This window comes from Lentzea miocenica (genome assembly GCF_033949945.1).
In the GTDB taxonomy this organism is placed as follows: domain Bacteria; phylum Actinomycetota; class Actinomycetes; order Mycobacteriales; family Pseudonocardiaceae; genus Lentzea; species Lentzea miocenica.
Window position 1 is genome coordinate 57918 of the sequence record NZ_JAXAVW010000039.1, and the last position, 23037, is coordinate 80954.

General features: G+C 68.7%; 18 protein-coding genes. 7 read left to right on the forward strand and 11 right to left on the reverse strand.

Features of this window, described 5'->3' with window-relative positions:
• Positions 1 to 86 precede the first annotated feature (86 nt).
• The 3 genes from SK803_RS37325 to SK803_RS37335 are packed head-to-tail and all read left to right on the forward strand — an operon-like array spanning position 87 to position 1793.
• Complete coding sequence (locus SK803_RS37325; protein ID WP_319970911.1) at positions 87 to 665, forward strand: DUF4232 domain-containing protein; 579 nt, start codon at positions 87 to 89, stop codon at positions 663 to 665.
• Positions 665 to 1144: a GNAT family N-acetyltransferase gene (locus SK803_RS37330; protein ID WP_319970912.1), complete on the forward strand. Its 480-nt coding sequence runs from the start codon at positions 665 to 667 to the stop codon at positions 1142 to 1144. The genes SK803_RS37325 and SK803_RS37330 overlap by 1 nt, the downstream gene beginning before the upstream one ends.
• 40 nt (positions 1145 to 1184) lie before the next feature.
• Positions 1185 to 1793, forward strand: a complete 609-nt coding sequence (locus SK803_RS37335) for a LysE family translocator (protein ID WP_319970913.1) — start codon at positions 1185 to 1187, stop codon at positions 1791 to 1793.
• Between the two features lie 232 nt (positions 1794 to 2025).
• Here SK803_RS37335 and SK803_RS37340 read toward each other — a convergent pair whose 3' ends face one another.
• From SK803_RS37340 to SK803_RS37355, 4 genes are all read right to left on the reverse strand, one after another.
• Positions 2026 to 4263, reverse strand: a complete 2238-nt coding sequence (locus SK803_RS37340) for an ATP-binding protein (protein WP_319970914.1) — start codon at positions 4261 to 4263, stop codon at positions 2026 to 2028.
• 64 nt (positions 4264 to 4327) lie between these two features.
• Positions 4328 to 6793, reverse strand: a complete 2466-nt coding sequence (locus tag SK803_RS37345) for a rhomboid family intramembrane serine protease (RefSeq protein ID WP_319970915.1) — start codon at positions 6791 to 6793, stop codon at positions 4328 to 4330.
• Positions 6790 to 8088 (reverse strand): alpha/beta hydrolase, encoded by a 1299-nt coding sequence (locus SK803_RS37350; protein ID WP_319970916.1) that lies wholly within the window; start codon positions 8086 to 8088, stop codon positions 6790 to 6792. Before SK803_RS37350 ends, SK803_RS37345 begins: the two co-directional genes overlap by 4 nt.
• Positions 8089 to 8180: 92 nt before the next feature.
• The gene (locus SK803_RS37355) at positions 8181 to 9119 is read right to left on the reverse strand and encodes an iron-containing alcohol dehydrogenase (protein ID WP_319970917.1); all 939 of its coding nucleotides are present in this window, start codon (positions 9117 to 9119) and stop codon (positions 8181 to 8183) included.
• Positions 9120 to 9220: 101 nt separating this feature from the next.
• Here SK803_RS37355 and SK803_RS37360 point away from each other — a divergent pair, with 101 nt between their 5' ends.
• Positions 9221 to 11071, forward strand: coding sequence for a Xaa-Pro dipeptidyl-peptidase (locus tag SK803_RS37360; protein WP_319970918.1), 1851 nt, complete (start codon positions 9221 to 9223; stop codon positions 11069 to 11071).
• 202 nt (positions 11072 to 11273) lie between these two features.
• On the forward strand, positions 11274 to 13250 hold the full coding sequence (recQ, locus tag SK803_RS37365) for a DNA helicase RecQ (protein ID WP_319970919.1): 1977 nt from the start codon (positions 11274 to 11276) through the stop codon (positions 13248 to 13250).
• A gap of 4 nt (positions 13251 to 13254) precedes the next feature.
• Here recQ and SK803_RS37370 read toward each other — a convergent pair whose 3' ends face one another.
• The 7 genes from SK803_RS37370 to SK803_RS37400 all read right to left on the reverse strand — a co-directional run bounded on the left by SK803_RS37370 (position 13255) and on the right by SK803_RS37400 (position 21198).
• Positions 13255 to 13920 (reverse strand): hypothetical protein, encoded by a 666-nt coding sequence (locus SK803_RS37370; protein WP_319970920.1) that lies wholly within the window; start codon positions 13918 to 13920, stop codon positions 13255 to 13257.
• A gap of 58 nt (positions 13921 to 13978) precedes the next feature.
• Entirely contained in the window at positions 13979 to 14644 is a 666-nt protein-coding gene (locus SK803_RS37375; RefSeq protein ID WP_319970921.1) for an RlpA-like double-psi beta-barrel domain-containing protein, read from the reverse strand.
• An 88-nt stretch (positions 14645 to 14732) separates the two neighbouring features.
• Positions 14733 to 16769, reverse strand: coding sequence for a hypothetical protein (locus SK803_RS37380; protein WP_319970922.1), 2037 nt, complete (start codon positions 16767 to 16769; stop codon positions 14733 to 14735).
• Positions 16770 to 16823: 54 nt separating this feature from the next.
• Positions 16824 to 18383: a galactose-binding domain-containing protein gene (locus SK803_RS37385; RefSeq protein ID WP_319970923.1), complete on the reverse strand. Its 1560-nt coding sequence runs from the start codon at positions 18381 to 18383 to the stop codon at positions 16824 to 16826.
• A 104-nt stretch (positions 18384 to 18487) separates the two neighbouring features.
• Positions 18488 to 18679, reverse strand: coding sequence for an antitoxin (locus SK803_RS37390; RefSeq protein ID WP_319970924.1), 192 nt, complete (start codon positions 18677 to 18679; stop codon positions 18488 to 18490).
• A gap of 54 nt (positions 18680 to 18733) precedes the next feature.
• Positions 18734 to 20518, reverse strand: coding sequence for an FtsX-like permease family protein (locus SK803_RS37395; RefSeq protein WP_319970925.1), 1785 nt, complete (start codon positions 20516 to 20518; stop codon positions 18734 to 18736).
• Positions 20515 to 21198 carry an ABC transporter ATP-binding protein gene (locus SK803_RS37400; protein WP_319970926.1) on the reverse strand — a complete coding sequence of 228 codons (684 nt, stop codon included), beginning with the start codon at positions 21196 to 21198 and terminating at the stop codon, positions 20515 to 20517. The genes SK803_RS37395 and SK803_RS37400 overlap by 4 nt, the downstream gene beginning before the upstream one ends.
• Before the next feature lie 108 nt (positions 21199 to 21306).
• Here SK803_RS37400 and SK803_RS37405 point away from each other — a divergent pair, with 108 nt between their 5' ends.
• Both SK803_RS37405 and SK803_RS37410 read left to right on the forward strand, forming a co-directional pair.
• On the forward strand, positions 21307 to 22380 hold the full coding sequence (locus SK803_RS37405; RefSeq protein WP_319970927.1) for a sensor histidine kinase: 1074 nt from the start codon (positions 21307 to 21309) through the stop codon (positions 22378 to 22380).
• Positions 22377 to 23003 (forward strand): response regulator transcription factor, encoded by a 627-nt coding sequence (locus SK803_RS37410; protein WP_319970928.1) that lies wholly within the window; start codon positions 22377 to 22379, stop codon positions 23001 to 23003. The genes SK803_RS37405 and SK803_RS37410 overlap by 4 nt, the downstream gene beginning before the upstream one ends.
• The last annotated feature ends 34 nt before the right edge of the window (positions 23004 to 23037 follow it).

Consider the following 23037-nt stretch of genomic DNA (forward strand, 5'->3'; position numbering starts at 1 on the left):
GCGAAGATCCCGATGCCTGAAGGCTGGCAGCGGGGCTGGACCGGAACCAGAGAGGGAAATCCCTCACCTGTGGCATGATCGGCCGCATGAGACCTGGGGGCAGGATTCTTGCGCTGGTGGCTGTGCTCATGAGCCTGGCCGCGTGTGGTTCGCGGCCGGAGGCGTCGCCGAGGCCGGAGCCGGTCGCACAGCCGATCTCGCTGGTCGCGCCGACGTCCGCGGAACCGTCGTGCGCCACCGGGTTGCGGTTCACCACCGTCTTCACCAACGCGGCGACGGGTCTGCGCGTGATGTCCATCGAGATGCTCAACTGCGGCACGGAGCCCGTCGAGTTGAACGGGTATCCGCAGGTGAAGCTGTTCGACGAGCAGTGGCACCAGCTGGCGGTGGAGATCGTCGACGGCTCCGGCGGCATCGCCTCGGTCGACGGCTTCGACGACGCGCCGCAGCCGATCACGGTGCAGCCGGGCGAGCGCGCGAAGAGCGCGTTCCTGTGGCGGAACACGAACACGTCGATCGATCCGCCGCTGGTCGGCAGCCACGTCGACATGGCGTTGGCGCCGGACTCCGCGTGGCAGACCTTGCTCCCGGTGTCCCCCGAGAAGGGCATCCTCATCGACCTGGGCAGCACCGGGCGAATGGGCGTCCGCGCCTGGTACCGGTAGTGGAGCTGCGGCCCGCGACACCCGAGGACGCTCCGGCGGTCGCGAGGATCTGGTACCCCGGCTGGTGCGACGCGCACCTCGGCAACGTGCCGCAGCAGCTCGTCGACCTCCGGCAGGAAGAGACGTTCGAGTCGCGTGCGCTGGAGCACGTCGAGCACACCACGGTCGCGATCGTGAACGGCGAAGTGGCCGGGTTCGTGATGGTGCTCGGAGACGAGGTCGAACAGGTCTACGTCTCCGCTGCCCACCGCGGATCCGGTGTCGCGTCGGCACTTCTGGCCGCCGCCGAACAGCGGGTGGCGTCGAACGGTCGTTCCGTCGCGTGGCTGGCCGTCGTCGCCGGGAACGTGCGGGCGCGGAGGTTCTACGAGCGGCAGGGCTGGACGGACGAGGGCCTGTTCGATCACCAGGCACCGCACCCGGACGGTCCCGTCCCGGTGCCGGCCCACCGCTACACGAAGCCGTGTCCGGCGTGTTAATTCTTGTGGTAGCGCAGCACTTTCGTGTTTTCATGACGGCATGTCGACCACCGCGCTCCTGGGCTTCACGTTCATCGCGCTGCTGACCGTGATCACGCCGGGCCTGGAAACCCTGCTGGTGCTCAGGACCGCGCTGCTGGTCGGCCGGCGCGCGGCGATGGGTGTGGTGGTGGGCAGCACGCTGGGGTGCCTGGTGTGGGCGGCCGCAGGACTGGCAGGTCTGACGGCGTTGCTGCAGGCGTCCGAACTGGCCTACGACATCGTGCGCTGGCTCGGTGCCGCCTACCTGATCTACTTGGGTGCCAAGGCGCTCTGGAACTCCCGGCGTCCGGCCGAGATCGACGAACCCGCACCTGTGCCGTCGGTGCGCGCGGCTGTCCGCGTCGGACTGCTCACCAACCTGCTCAACCCGAAGCCGGGCATCTTCTACATCTCGCTGCTTCCGCAGTTCCTGCCCGTCGGACAGCCCGCGTGGGGCGGCGTGTTGGTGGCCATCCACCTCGGCATCGGCCTGCTGTGGTTCCCGATCCTGATCACGGTGGCCGGTCGGGTCCGTGCTTTCCTTTTGCGCCAAAGGACTTTGCTGGACCGCCTGACCGCATCCCTGTTCGTCGCGCTGGGACTGAAGCTGGCGTTCGAAGGGCGCTAGTAGTCCGGTCGGGTGAACATCGGCTACCCCGATCAGAATGCGCAATTTTGCCGATGCGTCCGCATCAGGGCGTGGGTGAGATTGATGGTCCGGCGTCGAGCTCAGCGTCGGACGGGCACCCCCGGTGGGTTGAGTCGGCCACGGTGATGACCGTGATCATCCGGGGGGAATTGATCGCGGGGCGTTGGCTCAGCACACCGGGTGCCCGTGCAGTACCGGCGTTGAACCGCCGTCAGCGTTCGCCGGTGGCGGTGCGGTGCCAGGCCGCGAGCGCCACCCTGTTCGGCAGCCCCAGCTTCGCGCGGATGTTGACCACGTGCCGATCCGCCGTCCGCGGCGAGATGAACAGCCGGGCCCCGATCTGCTTCGACGTGAGCCCGTCCGCGACCAGCCCGGCGATCGTGAACTCCTGCCTGGTCAGCCCACCCGGCAGCGTGGGCTTGACCGGCCGCCGCTCGGAGTCCGGCACCGGTTCGAGCGCGAACTCCATCGCCTGTTCCTGGCGCAGGTCGGCACCCAGTGTCGTGATCACCAGGTAGTCGTCGCCGAGCGCGCGGCGGACGGTTCGGTCGGCGCGGTCCAGCAGCTTGTGGAACGGGCTCATGCTGCCGAACGAGATCCGCGAGATCCTCTCCTGCGACCGCAGCACACCGAGCAGACGCGCCGCACGGTCGAATGCACCCAAGTCGGCACACGTGCAGGCGAGCAACCACAGGCTGTACGCGGGACCCCACGCGTCGCCGAGCCTCAGCTGGATCCGCAACGCCTCCACCGCCAGGGGATGCACCTGCGCCGTGTCGCCGTGCAGCAGCTCGTAGACGCCCCGGAGCCACAGCACCCAGGCGTGCGACCAGTCCGCGCTGCTGCCTTCGGCCAGCCTGTTCAGTTCGCTGATGGCCTTGTCCGCGGCCTCGGCGTCCATCAGGAAGACCGCCGCCATCGTGTGCAGCAGGTCGGTGATGAAGGTGTCGCCCGGCGATGCGAACTGGCGGGACAGCTCGACCACGTGCGCGTACAACGGCACGGAGTCCGCCGAGCCCTCCACGTAGAACAGGTGCGTGGCCTCGACGAACACCAGGTGCACGTCGGACATCGGCAACCGGGGCAGCGCGCGGGCCTCGTTCATCAACGGGATCGCCGCCGACATGTCGCCCTGCTGCTGAGCCAGGTAGGCGCAGTGCGCCAGCAGTGACGTCCGCAGTGGAGGTTCCGAGATCACCTTGCCCGCCACCGCGAGCAGGTCGCGGGCCTGGCCGAGCATGCCGGCGAACGACGTGAACCGGGTCCGCTGCACGTTCATCGCCATGACCGTGCCGATCTCGGCCAGGTCTGGGCTCTCCAGCGCGTACCCGATCGCGGCGCGGATGTTCGGCCACTCCTCGCGCAGCCGCCCCATCCACAGCGCCTCGTCCGGCGAGAACCACGAGCGGGCGGCCTCGTCCACGAACTCGCTGTAGTGCAGCACGTGCCGCCGCAACGGTTCTTCGGGACCCGCGAGCAGACGCGCGCCGAACTGCGCCACTGTGTACAGCAGCCGGTAGCGCGTGCGCCGGGTGACAGGGCTCGTCGTCGCCACCACGATCGACTTGCGGACCAACGCGGACAACGGCTCCAGCACGCCCGCGCCCACCACCGCCTCGGCGGCGGCCCGGTCGAAGTCCGCGGGGAACACCGACAGCGTCCCCCACAGCTGCCGTTCCTCGTCCGTGCAGTGCCGCGCCGACCACTCGAACGCCCGCTCCAGCGTGGCGTGGTGGGCCGGTCCGTGCGTGTCGCCGATCAGCAGCTCGAAGCGGCGGTCGAGCTGGTCGAGCACGTCGGTCAGCGACATCTCGGCCAGCCGCGCGGCCGCGAGCTCGATCGCGAGCGGCAGCCCGTCCAACGCCCGGCAGAGCGCCGTGACCTCCGGCAGGTCGGTCGCGGTCAGCATCGCGCCCGCCGCGTCCGCCCGTTCGAGGAACAGCTCCACCGCGTCGTCGTCCACGGCGAGCGGCGGCACCCGCAGCAGGTGCTCGCCGTAGACGCCGAGCTGTTCCCGCGAGGTCGTGAGGATCGTCAGCCCCTCGCAGTCCCGCAACAGGTGGTGCGCCAGGTGCCGCACCGCCTCCAACAGGTGCTCGCAGTTGTCCAGCACGAGCAGCAAATGCTTGTCGTACAACGACTCCACCAGCCGGCCGAGCCCGGCGTCCGGCGAGTTGTCGACGATCCGCAGTTCGGCGGCGACCGTACGCGCGAGCAACGTGGGATCCTTCAGATCCGCGAGCCGCACCTCCCAGACCCCGTGCTGGAACGCCCCGGCGCGGGTCATCGCACGCCCGGTCTCCACGGCGATGCGTGTCTTGCCCACTCCACCGGCACCGACCAGTGTGACCAGCCGGGCCTTGCCGAGGAGTGCCTCGGTCTCGGCGAGCACGGCCCGGCGGCCGATGAACGTCGTGGTCTGGGCAGGCAGATTGCCCCGCACGGTCATCGGCGCATCTTCGCTCAGTGACGCTCCGGTGTGATGATGAGGATCACCTCACCACCCTTTCGGACTAGCGAGTTCGACCGTGCGTGGTCGCGCGATCACGAGTCCTGATGATCATCTTGGTCGCCAGCCGCAGTCCCTGGCGCGCGTTGAGGTGCGGCAGGTACGCGCGGCTCACCGCGTTCGCGATGCGGGGCAGCGCCGCCGAGTCCGGGTACGCCATGAACATCGGCTTGTACGCGGGCTGGAACTTCGCCTTGAACGCGAACAGCGAACGGAACCCGTACACCGGCTCCAGCACTTGGCCGGTGAAGTCCAGGACCCGCTGCAGCGCCCGAGGGCGTTCGCCCCGGTCCAGCCGGGCCAGTGGTGCTCCCGACAGGCTCAGGAACCGTGCGCCCTCGGCCTGAAGTTGTTGTGCCGCAGAGGCGATCAGGAACTCCATGGAGCCGCGGAAGCCGTGCGTCCTGCGACGCATGAAGTCGAGCGTCCACCCGACGACCTCGCCGTCGGAGTACACCGGCAGCCAGCTCGTGATGCCGTGCACGGTGCGGTCCGCGTCCACCGCCAGCAGGCAGCGCACGCCTTCACCGGTCAGCTCCTCCAGGCCGCCCAGCGTGAAGCCCATCTCCGGCAGGCCCTTGTCCGCCACCCACTCCGCCGAGATCGACCGGATCTGGTCGGTGATCGCGAACGGCGCGTCGGCGTACGTGCACCACTCGGCGGTGATGCCCGCCTTGCCGGCCTTGTTCAGCGCCGTGCGCACGTCCTGCCACTTCTTGCCGGTGAAGCTCAGCGTGTCCAGCTCGATCACCGTGTCCTCGGCGACCTGCACCGCGGACCACCCGATGCTCTCGACCGCGTCCCGGGTCTCGCCGTCCACGCTGTAGAGGCACGGCGTCCAGCCGTTCTGCGCGCAGAACTCGGCGAAGCCGCGCACGGCGTCCACCCGCGCGGGACCGATGGGGTCGCCGACGGTCAGCGCGATCGTCGCCACCACCCGGTAGGCGATGGCCGTCTCGCCGTCCGGCGTGAACCAGTACTGGTTGCCGCGCCACGTCGTCATGTACGACAGCGACGAACCGCCGTAGCGCAGCATGAGCTCACGGGCCTGCGCCGCCTCCTTCTCGCACGACGACGGCCACGTGCGCCACGACGCCATCAGCAGACCCGCCAGCACGATCAGCCAGAACACCACGCCCGTGTACTCGAGCAGCAGCGTGCCGATGAACCCCTCCGCGGAGAACTGCAGCGGCACCAGATCGAGGTAGCCCGGCGGCAGGAACCGCGTCGGCAGGTCGGCGAGCAGCTCGGCGAAACCCGGCTCCGGCGTGAACTGGTCGCGGACCAGGTACCCGCCGAAGACGTACAGCGTGGACAGCAACGCGACACTGCCCGCCGTGAACCGCCAGAACTTCATCACGGCACGCCGAGGCAGACGCACAGCGAAGTGCTTGCGCGTCAACAACAGCACGACCGTGATCGCGAGCGGCGCCAGCATCGGAACGCCGAACGAGACCGCGAGCTCCAGTGCACTGGCATCCGGAAAACGCGCCACGTAAACGATGTACGAACCGATGAACGCCGCGAACGCCACGTTGAACACCAGCGCCGCCCGCCACGCGAACCGCCGGCCGCGCCGCAGCCCTTCCGCCAGCACGAGCAGCAGCAACGCCGGCAGCACCGACATCACGAGCGCGGGGAACCGGCCGTACGACAGCTGAACGACCATCGTCCGGCACAGCTCGATCATGTCCGAGCCGCACACCGCGTCGACGTCCTCCTGCGACGGTTGTGCGACCGCCACGACGTCCGCGAACCACCACAGCGGGCCGTTCGGGTACGGCGACATCATCGACACCACCGGCCCGAGAGCCGACGCCGCGAGCAGCAGCGCCACCAGCACACGCGTTTCCTGGAACGAGCGAGGCTTGTGCTCCGCCCCGCCCTTCAGGACAGCGTTTTTTGAGATGACAGCCCCGATCAGCAACCCGGCCACGCCACCGGACAGTCGGAGCAGGTCTTCAAGCCAACCCGAGTACAGCGTAAGCACCAGCACCGACAAGATCATCAGCAGTCGGACCCGGCGCCTCCACAGCGGCGGCATCCGGAACGTCAGCGCGAGCGCCAGGCCGACCCCGCCGATCGACGGCCCCGCCGCGACCTCGCCCACCAGCGACTCGAGCCAGCCCCAGTGCACGTCCCGCCCGACCAGCACCAGTCCGAGCCCCAGGAACGAGCCGATCACGTGCGAGGACAGGAAGATCGCCGCCGTGCGCAGCGCACCGAACGAGCGCTCGGCCAGCGGTCCGAAGACGAGCAGCAGCACGGTGGTCCCCACGTACCCCAGCAGGTCCATCGACCACAGCGCGGAGCTGAACACCGTCCACGGCGGACTGCCGGTCCCGAACCCGACGTGGCCGAGCAGCTCGTCGTTCGAGCTCCAGATCGCGCCGGTCAACGCCCCGACGGTCCAGAACGCGATGAGGAACGCGCAGGTCAGAGGAGCGGTGCGGAACAGTCTCGCGATCATCTGGCCAGCCCTGTCCGCTGTGCGAGCCACGGCAGCGAGCCGTAGAAGCCCGGCCGCCACACGTGCCAGTCGTGCGCTCCGGGGAGTTCCATCCACAACACGTCCATTCCGGCCCTGCGACAGGCCTCGAACACCTCGACCGCGGCCGGGCGGTAGATCGCGTCGTCCTTGCCCGCGACGATCACACCCGCCGTCTTGGGGAACTGCTGGCGGGCCAGGACGTCCAGCGGGTTCACCCGCGTGAACGCCGCCTCGTCGCCGTCGAACGCCGCCTTGACCGTGTCCGCCCGCGTGCCCAGCGTGGGTTCGCGCTGACCGCTGAGGTCGATGAAGTTGCCGTACACGTCTGGTGCGCGCACAGCGAGTTGCAGGGCGCACGTGCCGCCTTGGGAGAGGCCCGCGATGGTCCAGGCTTCGCGGCGTTCGTCGACCGTCAGGCGGTGCTTGATCCACGCGGGGACGTCACGCCCGAGGTAGGTCTCGGACTTGCCCAGCTTGGAGTCGAGACACAGCGGGTTCGCGGTCATCGAGCCGAGCTGGTCGACCACCACGACGATCGGTGCGAGGCCGTTGTGCTCGCGCGCGAACGCGTCCATGTTCTCGGTCAGCCGGCCGCCGTCGAACCAGTCGCGCGGCAGGCTGGGCTGCCCCGCCATCAGCACGATGACGGGGAGCTTCGGACGGGGCTTCGCGGCGTAGGCGGGCGGCAGGTAGATCCACGCCGGCCGCGCCGTCATCGCACCGGGGATCTCCGCCTCCGAGACCGTGCCCCTGTCCGGCAGGTCCGCCGGCTTGCGCCACACGTCGACCAGCTTCTGGCCGGCCGGCACCTCGACCACGTCGGACGACGGCTTGGCCACCTCGTCGAGGTTGACCCGGTCGTTCCTGAAGACGTCGAGCACCGCGCGTGCGGTGGGGTAGAGGCCGAAGTGCGCGTTCGTCGCGGTGATCGCGGAGGTCACCACCCCCAGCGCCAGGAGCACGCCGAACACCCGGCCGATCCACTTGCCCGAACGCAGCCGCACGGCCGCCAGGGTCAGCGCGACCAGAGCCGCGCCCAGCCACACCATCAGAACGACCGGTAGCGGCTCGGGCCAGGGCTTCCACACCTCGTTGACCATGATCGTCAGTCCGGTCACGAACAGTGCGCACGCCAGCACGACGATCGGCAGCACGCGGACCCACCAGGTCCGGTTCCTCCGGATGGCGAGGTACGTGAGGGCGAGTGCGGCCGCGACCGTGGCGGCCGTCGGGATCGGTCCGTTTACCAAGGACAGATCCAACGGGCTGAGCATGCCTCTCATTCTTCAGCAGCTCTTCAGGTATCCACATCGGAGGTTCGTCTTGGTTCAGAGCTGTGAACATCAGCCTTAAGAATGACAACCCGTCAGCCGGATGACGCGTCCCGCCACGCGCTCGTGAGCACCCGCAACGCGTCAGGATGCTCGGCGATCTCCGCAGCACGGGACAAATCGGACTCCGCCATCCCCAGTTGCCGCAACGAGGTGGCCGCACCGAAGCGTGCGGCCGTGTCGTGGACCTGTTCGACCAGGTCGACGGGCGCCGTGTGGGAGAGGAGCGCCGTGTGTGTGGCGGCATGCGGCAGTCCGAACGAACCGCCCAAGACGTGCGCGAGCTTGTGGTGCAGTCCCATGGGGACGGACGCGAGGCAGGTCCCGGCGAGCCACGCCGAGGACAGCAGGGCGGTCCGCGCTTCCACTGTGGACGGGTTTCCGCCCAAAGCGGACAAAATGCCATCAATCGCCCTGGTCGCGATGGCGTCGATCAACGGGTTCTCGTTGCCTCGCGCGCCGACGGCGTGCGCGAGGGCGTTCAGCGCGCTGGTCACCGTCACGTCGATCGGCAGGTCCAGCGTGAGGTCGACGTCGTAGATCACCGTGTCCGGCTGGATCGCCGCGTCACGCCGTGTCTTCTTCAGTCCCGAAGCTGTCTCCCCGAGCACTGGAGTGACCTCGGAGCCCGCATAGGTCGTCGGAATGATGATCTGAGGCACGCCGGCGCGCACGGAGAGGGCCTTGGACAGCCCCGTGCTCGATCCACCGCCCACCGACACCACGCAGTCCGCGCTGTGTTCCCGCAACAACGCGAGCGCGCGCTCCGTGACCTCGACCGGCGTGTGCATCGCCGCGCCGGTGAACCGCGCCGTGAGCAACGGACCGAGTTCGGCGGCCACCCTGTCCCCGCCGTGCCGGGCGATCAGCAGGACCCGTGCCGCGCCCAGCCGTTCGGCCTCGGCGCGCACGGTGGCAGCGGTGCCGCGGCCGAAGACGACGCGGGTGCGCGCGGGTTCGAAGGTGAAGCTCACGAAGGTCGAATATTCGGCACCGGGCGTAGCGGGCGCAACCGCTGAGGATCAAGCCTTTCGGCTCTGACGAGTGATCTCGTCACTCCATAGCGTGAATCTTCATGAAGCGTGTTCGTGTTGTAGTGGCGCTGGCGGGGGCCCTGACCCTGCTGCCACTCCCTGCCACAGCGGCGACACCGGCATTCACCCTGTCCGGCGGCGTGTCCGCACCGATCCACTCGATGGCCGACGCGGTCCGGGAGACCGTCTACGTCGACTCGGGTCTCGATCTCGACGGCGACGGTGCCCGCGACCGGGTCACCGCCGACATCATCAGGCCGTCCACGACCGGGCGCGTGCCCGTGATCATGGACGCCAGCCCGTACTACCAGAGTGCGGGCCGCGGCAACGAGAGCGAGGTCAAGACCTACGACTCCGCCGGCGTGCCGGTGAAGTTCCCGCTCTTCTACGACAACTACTTCGTGCCGCGCGGCTACGCCGTCGTGCTGGTCGACTTCCTCGGCACGAACCGGTCGCGCGGCTGCGTCGACGTCGGCGGTCAGTCGGAGATCACGTCCGGCACCGCCGTCATCGACTGGCTGAACGGCCGGCGCACCGGCTACAGCTCCCTGACCGGCACGGCGACCAAGACGGCCTCGTGGTCGACCGGCGCCGTCGGCATGATCGGCAAGTCGTGGGACGGCTCGATCGCGAACGGCGTCGCGTCGACCGGGATCGACGGGCTGAAGACCATCGTGCCGATCGCGGCCATCAGCTCCTGGTACGACTGGTTCCGCTCGGACGGCGTCTCGTTCACCGGCTACGGCACGCCGACCAGCCTGGGTTCGAACTTCGAGAACACCAACGCGCGCTCGCGGTGTGGTGCAGTGCGCACGCAGATGACGAACGGTGCACCTTCCAACGGCGACTACACGGCGATGTGGCAGACACGTGACTTCGTGCGCAACGCCTCGCGCGTGAAGGCGTCCATCTTCGCGATTCACGGACTGAACGACCTGAACGTGAAGACGCTGCAGTACGGCCAGTTCTGGGACGCGGTGCCGGCGTCGGTGCCGAAGAAGCTGTGGTTCTCGCAGACCGCGCACGTCGACCCGTTCGACTTCCGGCGCGGTGAGTGGGTCTCGACGCTGCACCGGTGGTTCGACCGCTGGCTGCTGAACGTGCCCAACGGCATCGAGAACGAACCGCAGGTGTCCTCGGAACGTGCGCCGGACCAGTGGGCGGACGACCAGACGTGGCCTCCTGCGGGCACCGTCAGCACCGTGTTGCGTCCATCTTCTTCGGGCCTCGGCACGGCAGCGGGCACAGGCACGGCGGCGTTCACCGACAACGGCAGTGGCACGCCGACGAACTGGCTCTCCGGTTCGAACACGGGCCGGGCGATCTACTCGACCGCACCGCTGGCATCAGACCTGCGCGTCGCGGGCACCTCGTCGATCACGGTGGGCGTCTCGTCGTCGACGCCGACCGCGCACCTCACGGCGTACCTCGTCGACTACGGCCCGGCACGGGTGCGGACCGGCGAAGGCATCCGGACCCTGACCACGGAGTCGTGCTGGGGCGAGAGCCGCACAGGCGATGACGCCTGTTACCGCAACACGGAGGCAACGGCGGGCAACGTCGACGCGCAGATCATCGCGCGCGGGTGGGCAGACCTCGCGAACTACGCGTCGCTGTCGGCGCCGCGCACGATCACGCCGGGAACCAAGTACCGCATGATGTTCCGACTGTCCACAACGGACCACGTCATCCCGGCGGGGCACCGGCTGGGCCTGCTGATCGCCGGTACCGACTCGAGTGCGACCTCGCGCCCGAGTCAGCCGCCCAGGCTGACCTTCGACCTGGCGGACACGTCGGTGCGCGTCCCGCTGCGGGGCTCGGTGCCGTCGGCGTCGGCGGTCCCGCTGGTCGCCAACAGCGTTTCCGCTGGTACGAAGAGCGATTTGGGCTAGGCCGGGTCTGGTGGGTCCGTTCGATGAGAGTCGTGTCCGAGCGGGTTCCTGACGGTGCCGCCGCGACCTCCTCATACCGGGCGTGTTCGGTGGTCGCGGCGGTGCCGTCGGGGACCCCCTCGGGCGCGGCTGTCGCGAACGAGGCCCGCCAGACGCGGCCTTCTCGACCGGACTGTCGGTGCCGCTCGCTAGCATCGGCGGCATGGGTTCAATCGACGGTGTCGTTCTCGAAGACGCGCTGCAGGTTCTGCGGCGCGTCTTCGGGTATCCCGAGTTCCGCGGCGACCAGGCCGACATCGTCGAGCACGTGATCGCGGGTGGCGACGCGCTCGTGCTGATGCCGACCGGTGGCGGCAAGTCGCTGTGCTACCAGGTGCCCGCCCTGGTCCGGAAGGGCACGGGCGTGGTGATCTCCCCGCTCATCGCGCTCATGCAGGACCAGGTGGACGCACTGCGTGCGCTCGGCGTGCGCGCGGGCTTCCTGAACTCGTCGCTGTCGTGGGACGAACGCAAGATGGTCGAGGCCGAGTTCGTCAACGGCGAGCTCGACCTGCTCTACCTGGCGCCGGAACGCCTGACGTCGGACGCGACCCTGCGCCTGCTCGACCAGGGTGAGATCGCCCTGTTCGCGATCGACGAGGCGCACTGCGTCTCCCAGTGGGGCCACGACTTCCGGCCCGACTACCTCATGCTGGCGCACCTGCACGAACGCTGGCCGAAGGTGCCGCGCATCGCGTTGACGGCCACCGCGACGGACGCGACGCGCAAGGAGATCCTGACGCGTCTCGAACTGGGCGACGGCCGCCAGTTCGTGTCGAGCTTCGACCGCCCGAACATCCAGTACCGCATCGTCGCGAAGAAGGAACCCAAGAAGCAGCTCCTCGACCTGCTGCGCGGCGAGCACGACGGCGAGGCGGGCATCGTCTACTGCCTCTCCCGCGCGTCGGTCGAGAAGACCGCGGAGTTCCTGGTGGCCAACGGCATCAAGGCCCTCCCGTACCACGCGGGGCTCGACGGGTCGGTCCGTCAGCGCAACCAGGCGCGGTTCCTGCGCGAGGACGGTCTGGTCATGGTCGCCACCATCGCGTTCGGCATGGGCATCGACAAGCCGGACGTCCGCTTCGTGGCCCACCTCGACCTCCCGAAGTCGGTCGAGGGCTACTACCAGGAGACGGGCCGCGCGGGCCGCGACGGGTTGCCGTCCACCGCCTGGCTCGCGTACGGCCTGCAGGACGTGGTGCAGCAGCGCAAGATGATCGAGTCGTCCGAAGGTGATCTGGCCTTCCGGCGCCGCTCGCAGGCCCACCTCGACGCGATGCTCGCCCTGTGCGAGACCATCACGTGCCGCCGCACGATGCTCCTCGACTACTTCGGGCAGACCGGCGTGCCCTGCGGGAACTGCGACACCTGCCTGACGCCGCAGGAGTCCTGGGACGGCACGGTCGCCGCCCAGAAGGTCCTCTCCACGGTCTGGCGGCTGCGCAACGAGCGCGGCCAGAAGTTCGGCGCGGGCCAGATCATCGACATCCTGCTGGGCCGCAAGACCGCCAAGGTCATCCAGTTCGACCACGACCGCCTCAGCACGTTCGGCCTCGGCGAGGACCTGAACGAGAGCGAGTGGCGCGGTGTCGTCCGCCAGCTCCTCGCCCAGGGCCTGCTGGCCGTGGAGGGCGAGTACTCGACCCTGGTGCTCACCGAGGCCAGTTCCGACGTCCTGGGCCGCAAACGCGAAGTCCTGTTGCGCAAGGACCCGGTTCCGGTCCGCTCGACCACGCGCACGGCCTCGGCGAGCGCTCCCAAGGCGAAGGTGGAGCTTCCGGCGACCGCGGGCCCGCTGTACGAGTCGTTGCGCGAGTGGCGCGCTCAGCAGGCCCGCGAACAGGGCATGCCCGCCTACGTGATCTTCCACGACGCCACCCTGAAGTCCATCGCCGCCTCACGTCCCGCAACGCTGGCCGAGCTGGGCAACGTGAGCGGTGTGGGTCAGGCGAAGCTCACGAAGTACGGCGAGCAGATCCTGGAGGTGGTGGCCGGCGGTGGCCCCGCACCGGCTGCCCCGCCCGCCCCCAAACCGAAGCCCAGGACGACGAGCACGGGTGGCGCGGCGTGGGGTTCGGGCGGCTCGGCGGCGGACGAGTGGCCGGAACCGGAGGAACCCGACGAGCCGATGGACTGGTAGCGGCTCAGACCGCCGCGAGAGCCTGGGCCACCACCGGCATCATTCGGTGCAACTGCCTCAATGCCGTGGCCTGGGCATGGGCCGGATCGTCCGACACGACGTTGCTGCCGAAGCCGACGAGCAGGTCACCACGAGCCAGGAGCGCCTGGCAGTTGAGCTGTCCCGGCTTGATGTCCGTGGCGGTCTCGCAGAAGGCGTAGAACCCGTCGAAGCCGGTCGGCGGTGTCACGGCGACGTCAGGCGTCACCGCTCGCTCGGGCTTGCCTGCCGTGCGGGCGTAAGTGGCGCAACTCCGCGCCTTCGCCTGGATCTGCTCGACCACCATGGCAGCCTTGTCCGCCGACAACGCGTGCACGTCCTGCCACACGACTGTGTGCTCGCCGCGCCACAGCCTGTTCCGCGACACCTTGAACCCGGAGCTGATCTTGAGGCCGCCGCACACCGTGGACACCTCTTGGGTCGTGTCCTCGTATCCACCGGGTGTGGCCGGATGGTCCCTGTTCCACGGCGCGTCCGGCAGGAACGCGTCCTTGGGCACATAAGTCTTCTCGGCCCGGGCAGCCAGTTGGTTCCACTGGTCCGGCACGGACACGGACGACGAGGTCGGCGATGGGGACGACGGCGGCGCGGCAGCCTCCTGCGCGCCGCATCCAGCCAACAGGACAGCCAAGATCAGAAAACGTCGGAACACGCTCTTACCCCCAGGTCGAGAGGGGAGCATACGTTCCTCAGGTCACCTTCTCGATCTGTGCGCGCTTGATCACGCTCTTCCCCGACTCGCCGACCAGATCGAACGCCGCGCTGTTCAACACCACGCAACCCGTCCCGACCCCGATGATCCGCACGGTGGTCTGCCGCCCGTTGTCGAGATTGGTCACCCGGACCGATGTTCCGACCGGCAACTGCGACGAGAATGCTCCGGCCGTCCCGCCGACTGGTGACAACCCGATGGTCGCGCCGTCGCACACGACCTGACCGACAACCCCGGAGGCACGAATCCGCGCTGTGGAAGACCGGGTGGGCGACGGCATCGGTGCCGGTGCATTCCCCACGATCTCCACCCGGACCCGCCGGAGAACGCTTTCCGCACCGCCCTGCCCCGAATTTGTCGAACGCAGCGAATCGAAAGCCGCTGTGTTCAGCAAAGCGCACCCGGTCGACACCCCGGTGACCGAAACGGTGATTGCCCGCCCGTTGGCGAGATTGGTGACCCGCAAAGCCGTCCCGACGGGGAACTGGTCCGACAGCGCGCCGGCGGGCCCGCCGGACTCCACCGAACGCACCTGCTGCCCCGCGCAGACCTCCTTGCCCGCCACCCCCGCCTGTGACGAGGGAGTGGCGGAACCAGCCAGGGCGAAGGCCGTACCCCCGATGGCGGCGGCGACCGAGAACACCCCGGCGCCCGCGATCCAGCCCTTCGACCAGCGCATGTGCAACACCCGACCTTTCTGCCAAGCCGTACGGCCCGCAGATCGGGAAGGTTCAACGACGCGTGGCCCGGACCAGCGCTGTTGGGTCACACGACGCCAGATGGTCGCGCAGGGCAACGTGCACGAACCGGTACTCGCCGTCGTCTCGGGTGAGCAGCAGGCGGTCCTGGGCGACGTGCAGCAAAGCCTTGCGGCGGAACGACAACTCGCCGAGCGACAGGGGTCGCGTGACACCTTCGGCGGCGACTTCGGCGAGCGCGTCGAACGGCCAGACGTAGTCGCGGGCGGCGGTCGGCGTCACCAGCAACCCCAGCGCGACGCCCAGCGCGGTTCCCCACGACCCCAACGTCCCGAGCCCACCCAGCAGACCGACCGCGCCGAGCACCGGAACGGCGGGCTGAACCCACCAAGGGCGCCCGACGCGCATCCGTTGCTGCTGCACCGTGCGCACCGTGCGCCACACGCGTCCCACGGCTGCCGCGAACACACCGCCTGCCACGCCTGCGGAGAAACCGACCCCCATCCCTGCCAACACCACGTAGGGGCTCGTCCAGATCATCGAGACTCCCGGCGCGGCGGCGATCAGCACGGACCACGGCGCCGGCGCTTTGCCCGGCACGAAACCCAACGCCAAGAAGAATGACGCCACCACCACGAACACATACGCCACGATGTACGGCCACGGCGTGCCAATGCCGCCAAGCCACAACCCGGCGAGCCCGATCAACAATCCAGCCAACGCGCCTGCCAGAAAGCCAAGTGCGGCAGTCAGAATGCCGTGCGCGCGTCCGGGCGGGTGGAAGACATACGGCAGTTTGTTCACCAGCACGAACATCGAAGAAGCCGCGATCACGAAAACCAAAGCGGGCCACAATCCGAGTTGCACACCCGTCATGAACGTCACGGCACACACACCACCGGCATATGCGGCAGGTACCGCGCGTATGAACAGCAACCACAACGGACGCGTCGGCAGCAGCGGAAGCCATGCACGGCGGTGAGGCATGTGCACGGGCGCACCGAGGTCTGGTCTGCCCAACCGTGCGAGGAACTTCAACGCGCGGATTGTGGGGCCCGCAGCGCGTTGGCCGGAAAGCCGCTCCACGACGAAGGAACCCACGAAGTCGTCGCCGATCGTGTCGACCTGCTTGTCCAAGTGGGTCAGCGCCAACAGGTTCAGCGCCAGTGGTGAGTCGAGCCGCTGCCAGATCTCCGGCGTCAGCGCCGATTCCAGGCCGTCCAGCCGAGGGCTGACCGACGCGATGTACTCGAGCACCTGACCGCGTGACAACGGTTCGACGAGCACCGCCGGCAGGTTCTCGATGGGTTCCGTCGAGCACACGACCGAGGCGAACGGCGCGAGTTCGGACTCGCAGTGCGCGCGGTCGATGAGCGGCACCTCGTCCAGGCCGTCGATGAGCACGGCCACCCGCTGACGGCGCAGCCAGATCGTGCCGGCCGAGCGGCTGATGCCGTACCGGCGGTTCATCTCGCGCAACAGCCACGCGGTGAACTCGGTCGGCTTGCGCGTGCCGTACGCGCGCCACGTAGCCAAGTCCACGACAACCGGAATCGGTGCCTCAGGGTCGTTTCGCGCGCGTTCGACCAGCACCAGGCAAAGTTCGCGCAACAACGTCGAACGCCCGCTGCCGACCGGGCCGACCAGAACCATGGTGTGACCGAGGCGGTCGTAAACGGCTTCCAGGTCCGAAGAGGAGACCTCCTCGCCCACTGCCCGCACGGACAGCTTCGGCTGCCGCAGCACGCCCAGCTTGATCTGCGTCTGCGCGGCCAGCGAGGAGGCGAGCAACGCCTTCACCCGCGTCTCGACGCGTCCCAGCGCGGCGGTGCGGCTGCTCGTCTCATGACCCCGTCCGCGTTCCCAGAGCGCGAGACCGATGGCGACCAGCACCATCGCGCCGACCAGCGGCCACAGCCACCGCCCGAACTGGCCGAGGAACTCCGGCGTGGCCCCGCCGGTGCTCACACTGATGGCCGCCGGAAGCAGCAAAACGACGGTGACCAGGCACAACGCGGCCAACGCGGTCAGCCGTGCCGCCCTTGTCACCCCGCTCGGATCCACCTTCACCTCCGCGATCCCGGCGAACGACGGTAACCGGGCCGCCGGGATCGCGGAAGTGAGTCAGAGGCGTTGCCAGAGGGATGCCGCGTTCGGCGGTTCCCACGTCGTGATCGATGTGTGCCCCTGCAGGCACTGATAGTCCAATCCGGCGTAACTCACACGCGAACCAGCCGCATAAGCAGTCCCAGACGCCCACGCTGGGTATGCCCCGCCGTCGGGAGGTTGCGTCGTTGTGGTGGTCGGCTGTGATCCACACGCCCCGAAGACCTCGAACTCCCAGAACGAGAACCCGTAGACAGTTCCTCGATTCATGCCGTTGAACCTCACATATCGCGCGTTACCGGAGACTCCGATGTCCTCCACGCCGCCTGCGCCGGTGGCTGTCGTGTAGGCGTTCCGCCACGAACTGCCGTTGTCGGACAGCTGAATCGAGTACGCCCGGCCGTACGCGGCCTCCCAGTTGATCCGCACCCGCGACAGAGCTCGTGACGACCCGAGATCGACCTGCCACCAATGCGGTTCGCTGTGCGCGGACGACCATCGCGTCGAGGTCGAACCGTCCACCGCGAACGCCGCCGCCTGGTTTCCGCTCTCCACACTGGACGCCGACGTCGGCCGGTTCTGCGACAACACCGGCCCGCACGTCGGAGGGGGCGTGGTCGTGGTCGTGGGTCCGCCGCCGGATCCCCGTGTCCACACGCCCACGTGGTCCACGACCATCGGAATACCTGGCACGATCCCCGGACCCGGCGTGCGCGTGCCGGAGTAGTTGTCGGGGAACTCGCCGCCGATCGCGACGTTCAGGATGATGAAGTACCCGGCGTGCCCGGTCATCTGGTTCCAGGTGTCCGCGGGCAGCTGGTTCTGGTTGACCTGGTGGAACAACTCGCCGTCCACGTACCACCGCAGCTGCTGCGGCGACGTCGAGGCGTCCCACTCGAACCGGTAGGCGTGGAAGCCGCCCTGGCACGAGGCGCCGGGGCACGGCCGGCTGTTCGCGATGCCGTTCTTCTCGTTGCACGGCCCGCCGGGCGAGACGCCGCAGTGCAGCACGCCCCACACGCGGTTGACGCCGTTGACGTTCTCCATGATGTCGAACTCGCCGACACCGGGCCAGTTCCACCAGTTCCCGCGATACGGCGAACCCAGCGCCCAGAACGCGGGCCAGTACCCCAGCGCGGCGGCGCCAGAGACGTTCGGCATCTGGATCCGCGCTTCCATCCGCAGCACGCCACCGTTGGGCGCCTTGAAGTTCTGCGCGTTCGTCTCGATGCGCGCGGACGTCCAGTTTCCCGCGCCGTCACGACGCGGCGTGATGCGCAGGTTCCCGCCGCCGTCGAGCGACACGTTCGCGGGATTGCTGGTGTGCGCGGCGATCTCGCCGGTGCCCCAGTTCCCTGGACCGCCCGGATAGCCGTGACCGAGCGAGAACCGCCAGTTTCCCCCGTTGGGCAACGAGTTCGCCGGTCCGGTGAAGTCGTCGCCGAACACCTGCGTCCACCCGGCAGGGGGAGGTGGAAGCGCGGCTTTGGTGTCGTGAGCGACAGCGACCAGCGTGCTCAGGGTGAGCACGCTGGCCGCTGCCAGGGCGATGGATGTTCGTTGTCGAGTGAGCCTCATTGCCAACCCTCCGAACGAGCGCGTGAGAGCGCTCCCACGAACGATGGTGGCAGGCCTGTCAACGGTGAGGAGGCATCACTTTCGCCGGTACCGGTTCCGTGCGGTCACTGCTGCTGATCGCCGAAATTCCGGAGGCCTTCCTTGAGCTTGTCCTCGCCCTTGTCGATGTGCTCGCTGTGCTTCCCGCCGGTCTTGTCGTCGGCGAACTGCCCTGCGCGCTCCACACCCTCATCGACCTTGTCGCCGTGCTGGCCGATCATGTCCTTGGCCTTGTTCTTCAGATCATCGAGTCCCATAGCTGTATTACCTCCCTATGGAATCTGGGTACCCCGTCTTGGATTCGATACACGTCACTGGATCGAGTGAAGTGCGGCCACCGGGCTCACCCGTGCCGCACGGCGGGCAGGCAGCAGCCCCGCACCTGCTGTGAGTGCGGCCAGGACGAGCACCACCACGCCCACGGCGACCACGGGCACCTGCAACGGCCATTCGACGCCGAGCGAGATGATCGCGAGCCACGCGTAGGGAATCCCGATGACGAGTCCGATCAGCGCGCCGACGATCCCGTACAGGCCGGCCTCGGTCGTGACCAGACGGCCGAGTTCCTTGCGGGTCAACCCGATCGCGCGCAACAGCCCGGACTCTCGAGTCCGTTCGAGCACCGACAACGCCGTGGTCGAGCCTACTCCCACCACGGCGATCAACATGGTGAGGAACAGCAGCCCGACCGCGATCGCCACCAATGTGGTGAACCAGTTCTCCTGGGCGAGCCGGCGGTCGGTGAGCGACTCGACCTCCAGCCCGGCCGGCACGCGTTCCTTGGCGCCGTTCGCGAGCACGCCGACCGGCTCACCGTCCACATCGGAGGCGTGGAGCAACGCGCTGCCGAGCGGAACTCCGCCGAACACGGTGGCCGCCACCGTCATTCGCACCCCGTTGACCTCGGCCTGCGATCCGGCGGCCAGTCCCAGCCTGCTCGCGGTGTAGGTCGACAGGATGATCTTGTGCGGACCCATGTCGCGGAGGGCACCCGTGTCGACCTGGAAGTCCGAGAGGTCGCGGAGCTTCAGCATGTCGAGATCGGTGCCGTTCATGGTGAGCTGGCCGTTCGCGGTGGTCACGGTGATCTCCGCGCGCCGGTACGGGAGCACGTCGGTGAGCCCGGCCGCCCGCAACACCGGGACGTCGACAGGTCCGGTGATCTCCAGATCCGCCGGGTAGGCGCTGGCCATCTCGGCCTTTCCGAGCCCCTGCAACGTGTTCGCGCCCGTCAGCGTCGCGATGATCAGGCTGACACCCAGCGCCACCACCGCGGTGACCGAAGCGGCCCGGCGTGGCGCACCGCCGACACCGCTCACCGCCAGCGAGCCGATCGTGCTGCGCCGCAACGGAACGCTGATCAGCCGGAGCACCGGCGAGATCAGCGCCGGCCCCAGCGTGATCAGCGCGCCGAACGCCAGCGCGCCGCTGATCGTGGTGCGCAGCAACAGGTCCTCGGTCATCCCGGCCGGTCGCCGCTTGCTCGCCAGCCCCTCGACCGCGACGTTGACCAGCAGCACGCCCGCGCCCGAGGCCATCAGGATCCCTGACACCCAGCGCAGGCCTCCGATCCGGCTCTTGGTGTCCTGAACAGCAGAGGTGCGCAGTGCCTCCAGCGGCGAGACCTTGGCCGCGGACCACGCGGGCGCCAGCACGGCGAGTGTCGTCAGCACGAACGACCCGAAGACCACGATCAACGCGGGTGTGAGCGGAAAGCCCGGCGCGACCAGGCCGGCCAGCGGCACGAGCTGTCCCGCGCCCACCGCCAGCGCCACGCCGGCGACCGACGCCAGCAAGCCGGTCAGCGCGCCTTCGGCGATCAGTCCCCGCGCCAGTCGTGCTCGCGAAGCACCGACAGCCCGCAGCAACGCGAGCTCCCGCATCCGTTGCGCGAACACGATCCGGAACGTCGAGGTGGAGACCAGTGCGGCCACGATCATGGCCACCGTGACGAACGCGCCGAGCAGCGCGAACACCTCGACCAGCTTCGCCGCCTTGACCGCGAGCGACCGTTCGGTGATGTCCTTGGCGAGCACCGTCGAGTAGGCGAAGAACGCGGCGATCGAGATCGACAGGACGGGCAGGAACCTCCTCACGCGGCGACCGCCTGAACGACGCGCCCGTCGGCCATCCGCACCACGGCGTCGGCGTAGGAGGCGGCCCGGTCGTCGTGCGTGACCATCACGATCGTCTGGCCGAAATCCCGCACGGCCTGCCGCAACAGGTTCAGCACGTCCGCGGAGGACCGCGAGTCCAGGTTCCCCGTCGGTTCGTCGGCGAAGATCACCTCCGGCCGCGTGACCAGCGCACGCGCCAGCGCCACCCGCTGCTGTTGCCCGCCGGACATCTCCGAGGGCCGGTGCGACAGCCGTGACGACAGCCCCAGCACCTCCACGAGCTGCGTGAACCAGGCGCGATCGGGCTTGCGCCCTGCCATGTTCAGCGGCAGCAGGACGTTCTGCTCGGCGGTCAGCGTCGGCAGCAGGTTGAACGCCTGGAAGACGAACCCGATCCGGTCGCGCCGCACCTTGGTCAGCGTGTTGTCGGAGAGCCGTGTGAGGTCCTTGCCGCCCAGCAGCGCGGCGCCGGACGTGGCCGTGTCGAGCCCGGCCAGGCAGTGCATCAGGGTCGACTTGCCGGAACCGGACGGTCCCATGATCGCGCTGAAGGCGGCGGGCCGGAACCCGACGGTCACCCCGTCGAGTGCTCGAACCGCGGTGTCGCCGGAGCCGTACACCTTCACGAGGTCGACCGCGGCGGAAGCGTAGTTGTTCACATGACGAGCCAATGGCAGAAAGCGACGGAAAACCTCCGTCCCGAGCACGGCCTGCCTCTGTCTTTCGGCCGATCTGCGGAACACGGGCAACTGCATAAGGTCATGGCCATGCTCTGGAGGTACGGCGCGATCGCCGCGCTGATCGCCGCCGCGTTCGTGGACTGGTACTACGGCCTGTTCAGATCGCCCGGCCTCTACCCGTGGACCGGCTGGGCCGCGTTGGCGTGCATCCTGCTGCCCGCGTTCGCCTGGCTGCGCCCCAACCGTGCGCTGGCCGCTGTCGCCGCCACCGCGTGCTTCACATACACGCTGGTCAACCCGCTGGAGAAGGAGTTCGGGCTCGCCGAGAGCCTGGCGCTCACCGGGGTGCTGGCGGTCACCACCTACCGCGCGAAGTCCTGGCGGGACGCGCCGCTGATCGCCTGGATCGTCATCGCGCTGGTCACCCAGCCGGTGCGGTACCCGCTCGGCAGCACCGAGCTGACCCTGGCGATGGGCCTGCTCGTCGTCGCGATCGGTGTGCTCGCGCTGGTCGGCTACCTCCGCCTGCTCGGCAACGCCAGGGAGAAGCAGGTCGCGGCCGTCAAAGCCGAGCAGAAGGCCGAGTTCGCGAGGGACCTGCACGACTTCGTCGGTCACCACATCACCGGCATGGTCGTGCTGGCCCAGGGCGCGAGCAGGATCGTCGAACGCAACCCGGCGCAGGCGAAGCAGGCACTCGACCGCATCGACGAGGCCGGCGGCGAGGCGATGGCCGCGATGCGCCGCATGATCGGCATGCTCCGCGACGACGCCCCCGTCGCGCCGGTCGCGGGCATCGTCGACATCGAGCCGCTGATCGAGGCCGAACCACGGGCCACCCTCGCGATCGACGGTGACACCGGGGACCTGCCGCTCGAGGTCGCCAGCTCGGTCCACCGGGTCGTCATGGAGTCGTTGACCAACATCAGGAAACATGCCCAGGAAGCGACCAAAGTGGACGTTCGAATCCAGACCACACCGGACTGGGTCACCGTCAAGGTCTCCAACGACGGCAGGCCCGCGAGGCCGGGCAACGGCTTCGGCCTCATCGGACTCACCGAGCGCGTGCAGGCGCTCGGCGGCAGGATCAAGGCGGGTCCCGGTATCGACGGCGGCTGGGTCGTCGACGCCGCACTCCCCACCGGAAAGGCCACTGCGTGATCAGGGTTCTCGTCGCGGACGACCAGGCGATGGTGCGCACCGGGTTCGGCATGATTCTGGGCGCCGAGCCCGACATCGAGGTCGTGGCGGAGGCGCGGGACGGCGTCGAGGCCGTGGCCGAAGCACGGCGTACCAAGCCGGACGTCGCGTTGATGGACATCCGCATGCCGCGCATGGACGGACTCGAAGCGCTCAAGCAGATCGCGAACGACGTCCACGTGGTGGTGTGCACGACGTTCGACCACGACGAGTACGTACATACAGCGCTGAAGAACGGCGCGTGCGGGTTCCTTCTGAAGGACGCCGGCCCGAACCTGCTCATCGAAGCCGTTCGTGCAGCCGTCACGGGTGATGCGCTCATCAGCCCGTCGATCACCGTCCGACTGTTGCAGCACATCAACGCTCCGGCGACGCAACAGCCGCACAACCTCTCCGCGCGCGAGCTCGACGTCGTGAAACTCGCCGCAGTGGGAAGGACGAACGCCGAGATCGCGCAGGAGCTGTTCATCTCAATAGGCACGGTGAAGACGCACCTGGCGAGCGTTCAGGCCAAACTGGACGCGCGCAACCGCGTCGAGATCGCCGCCTGGGCGTGGGAAACCAGGCTGGTCGGCCAAAAGTAGGACCCAGAACCGGTCTGCGGACAGAAGTCCTGTT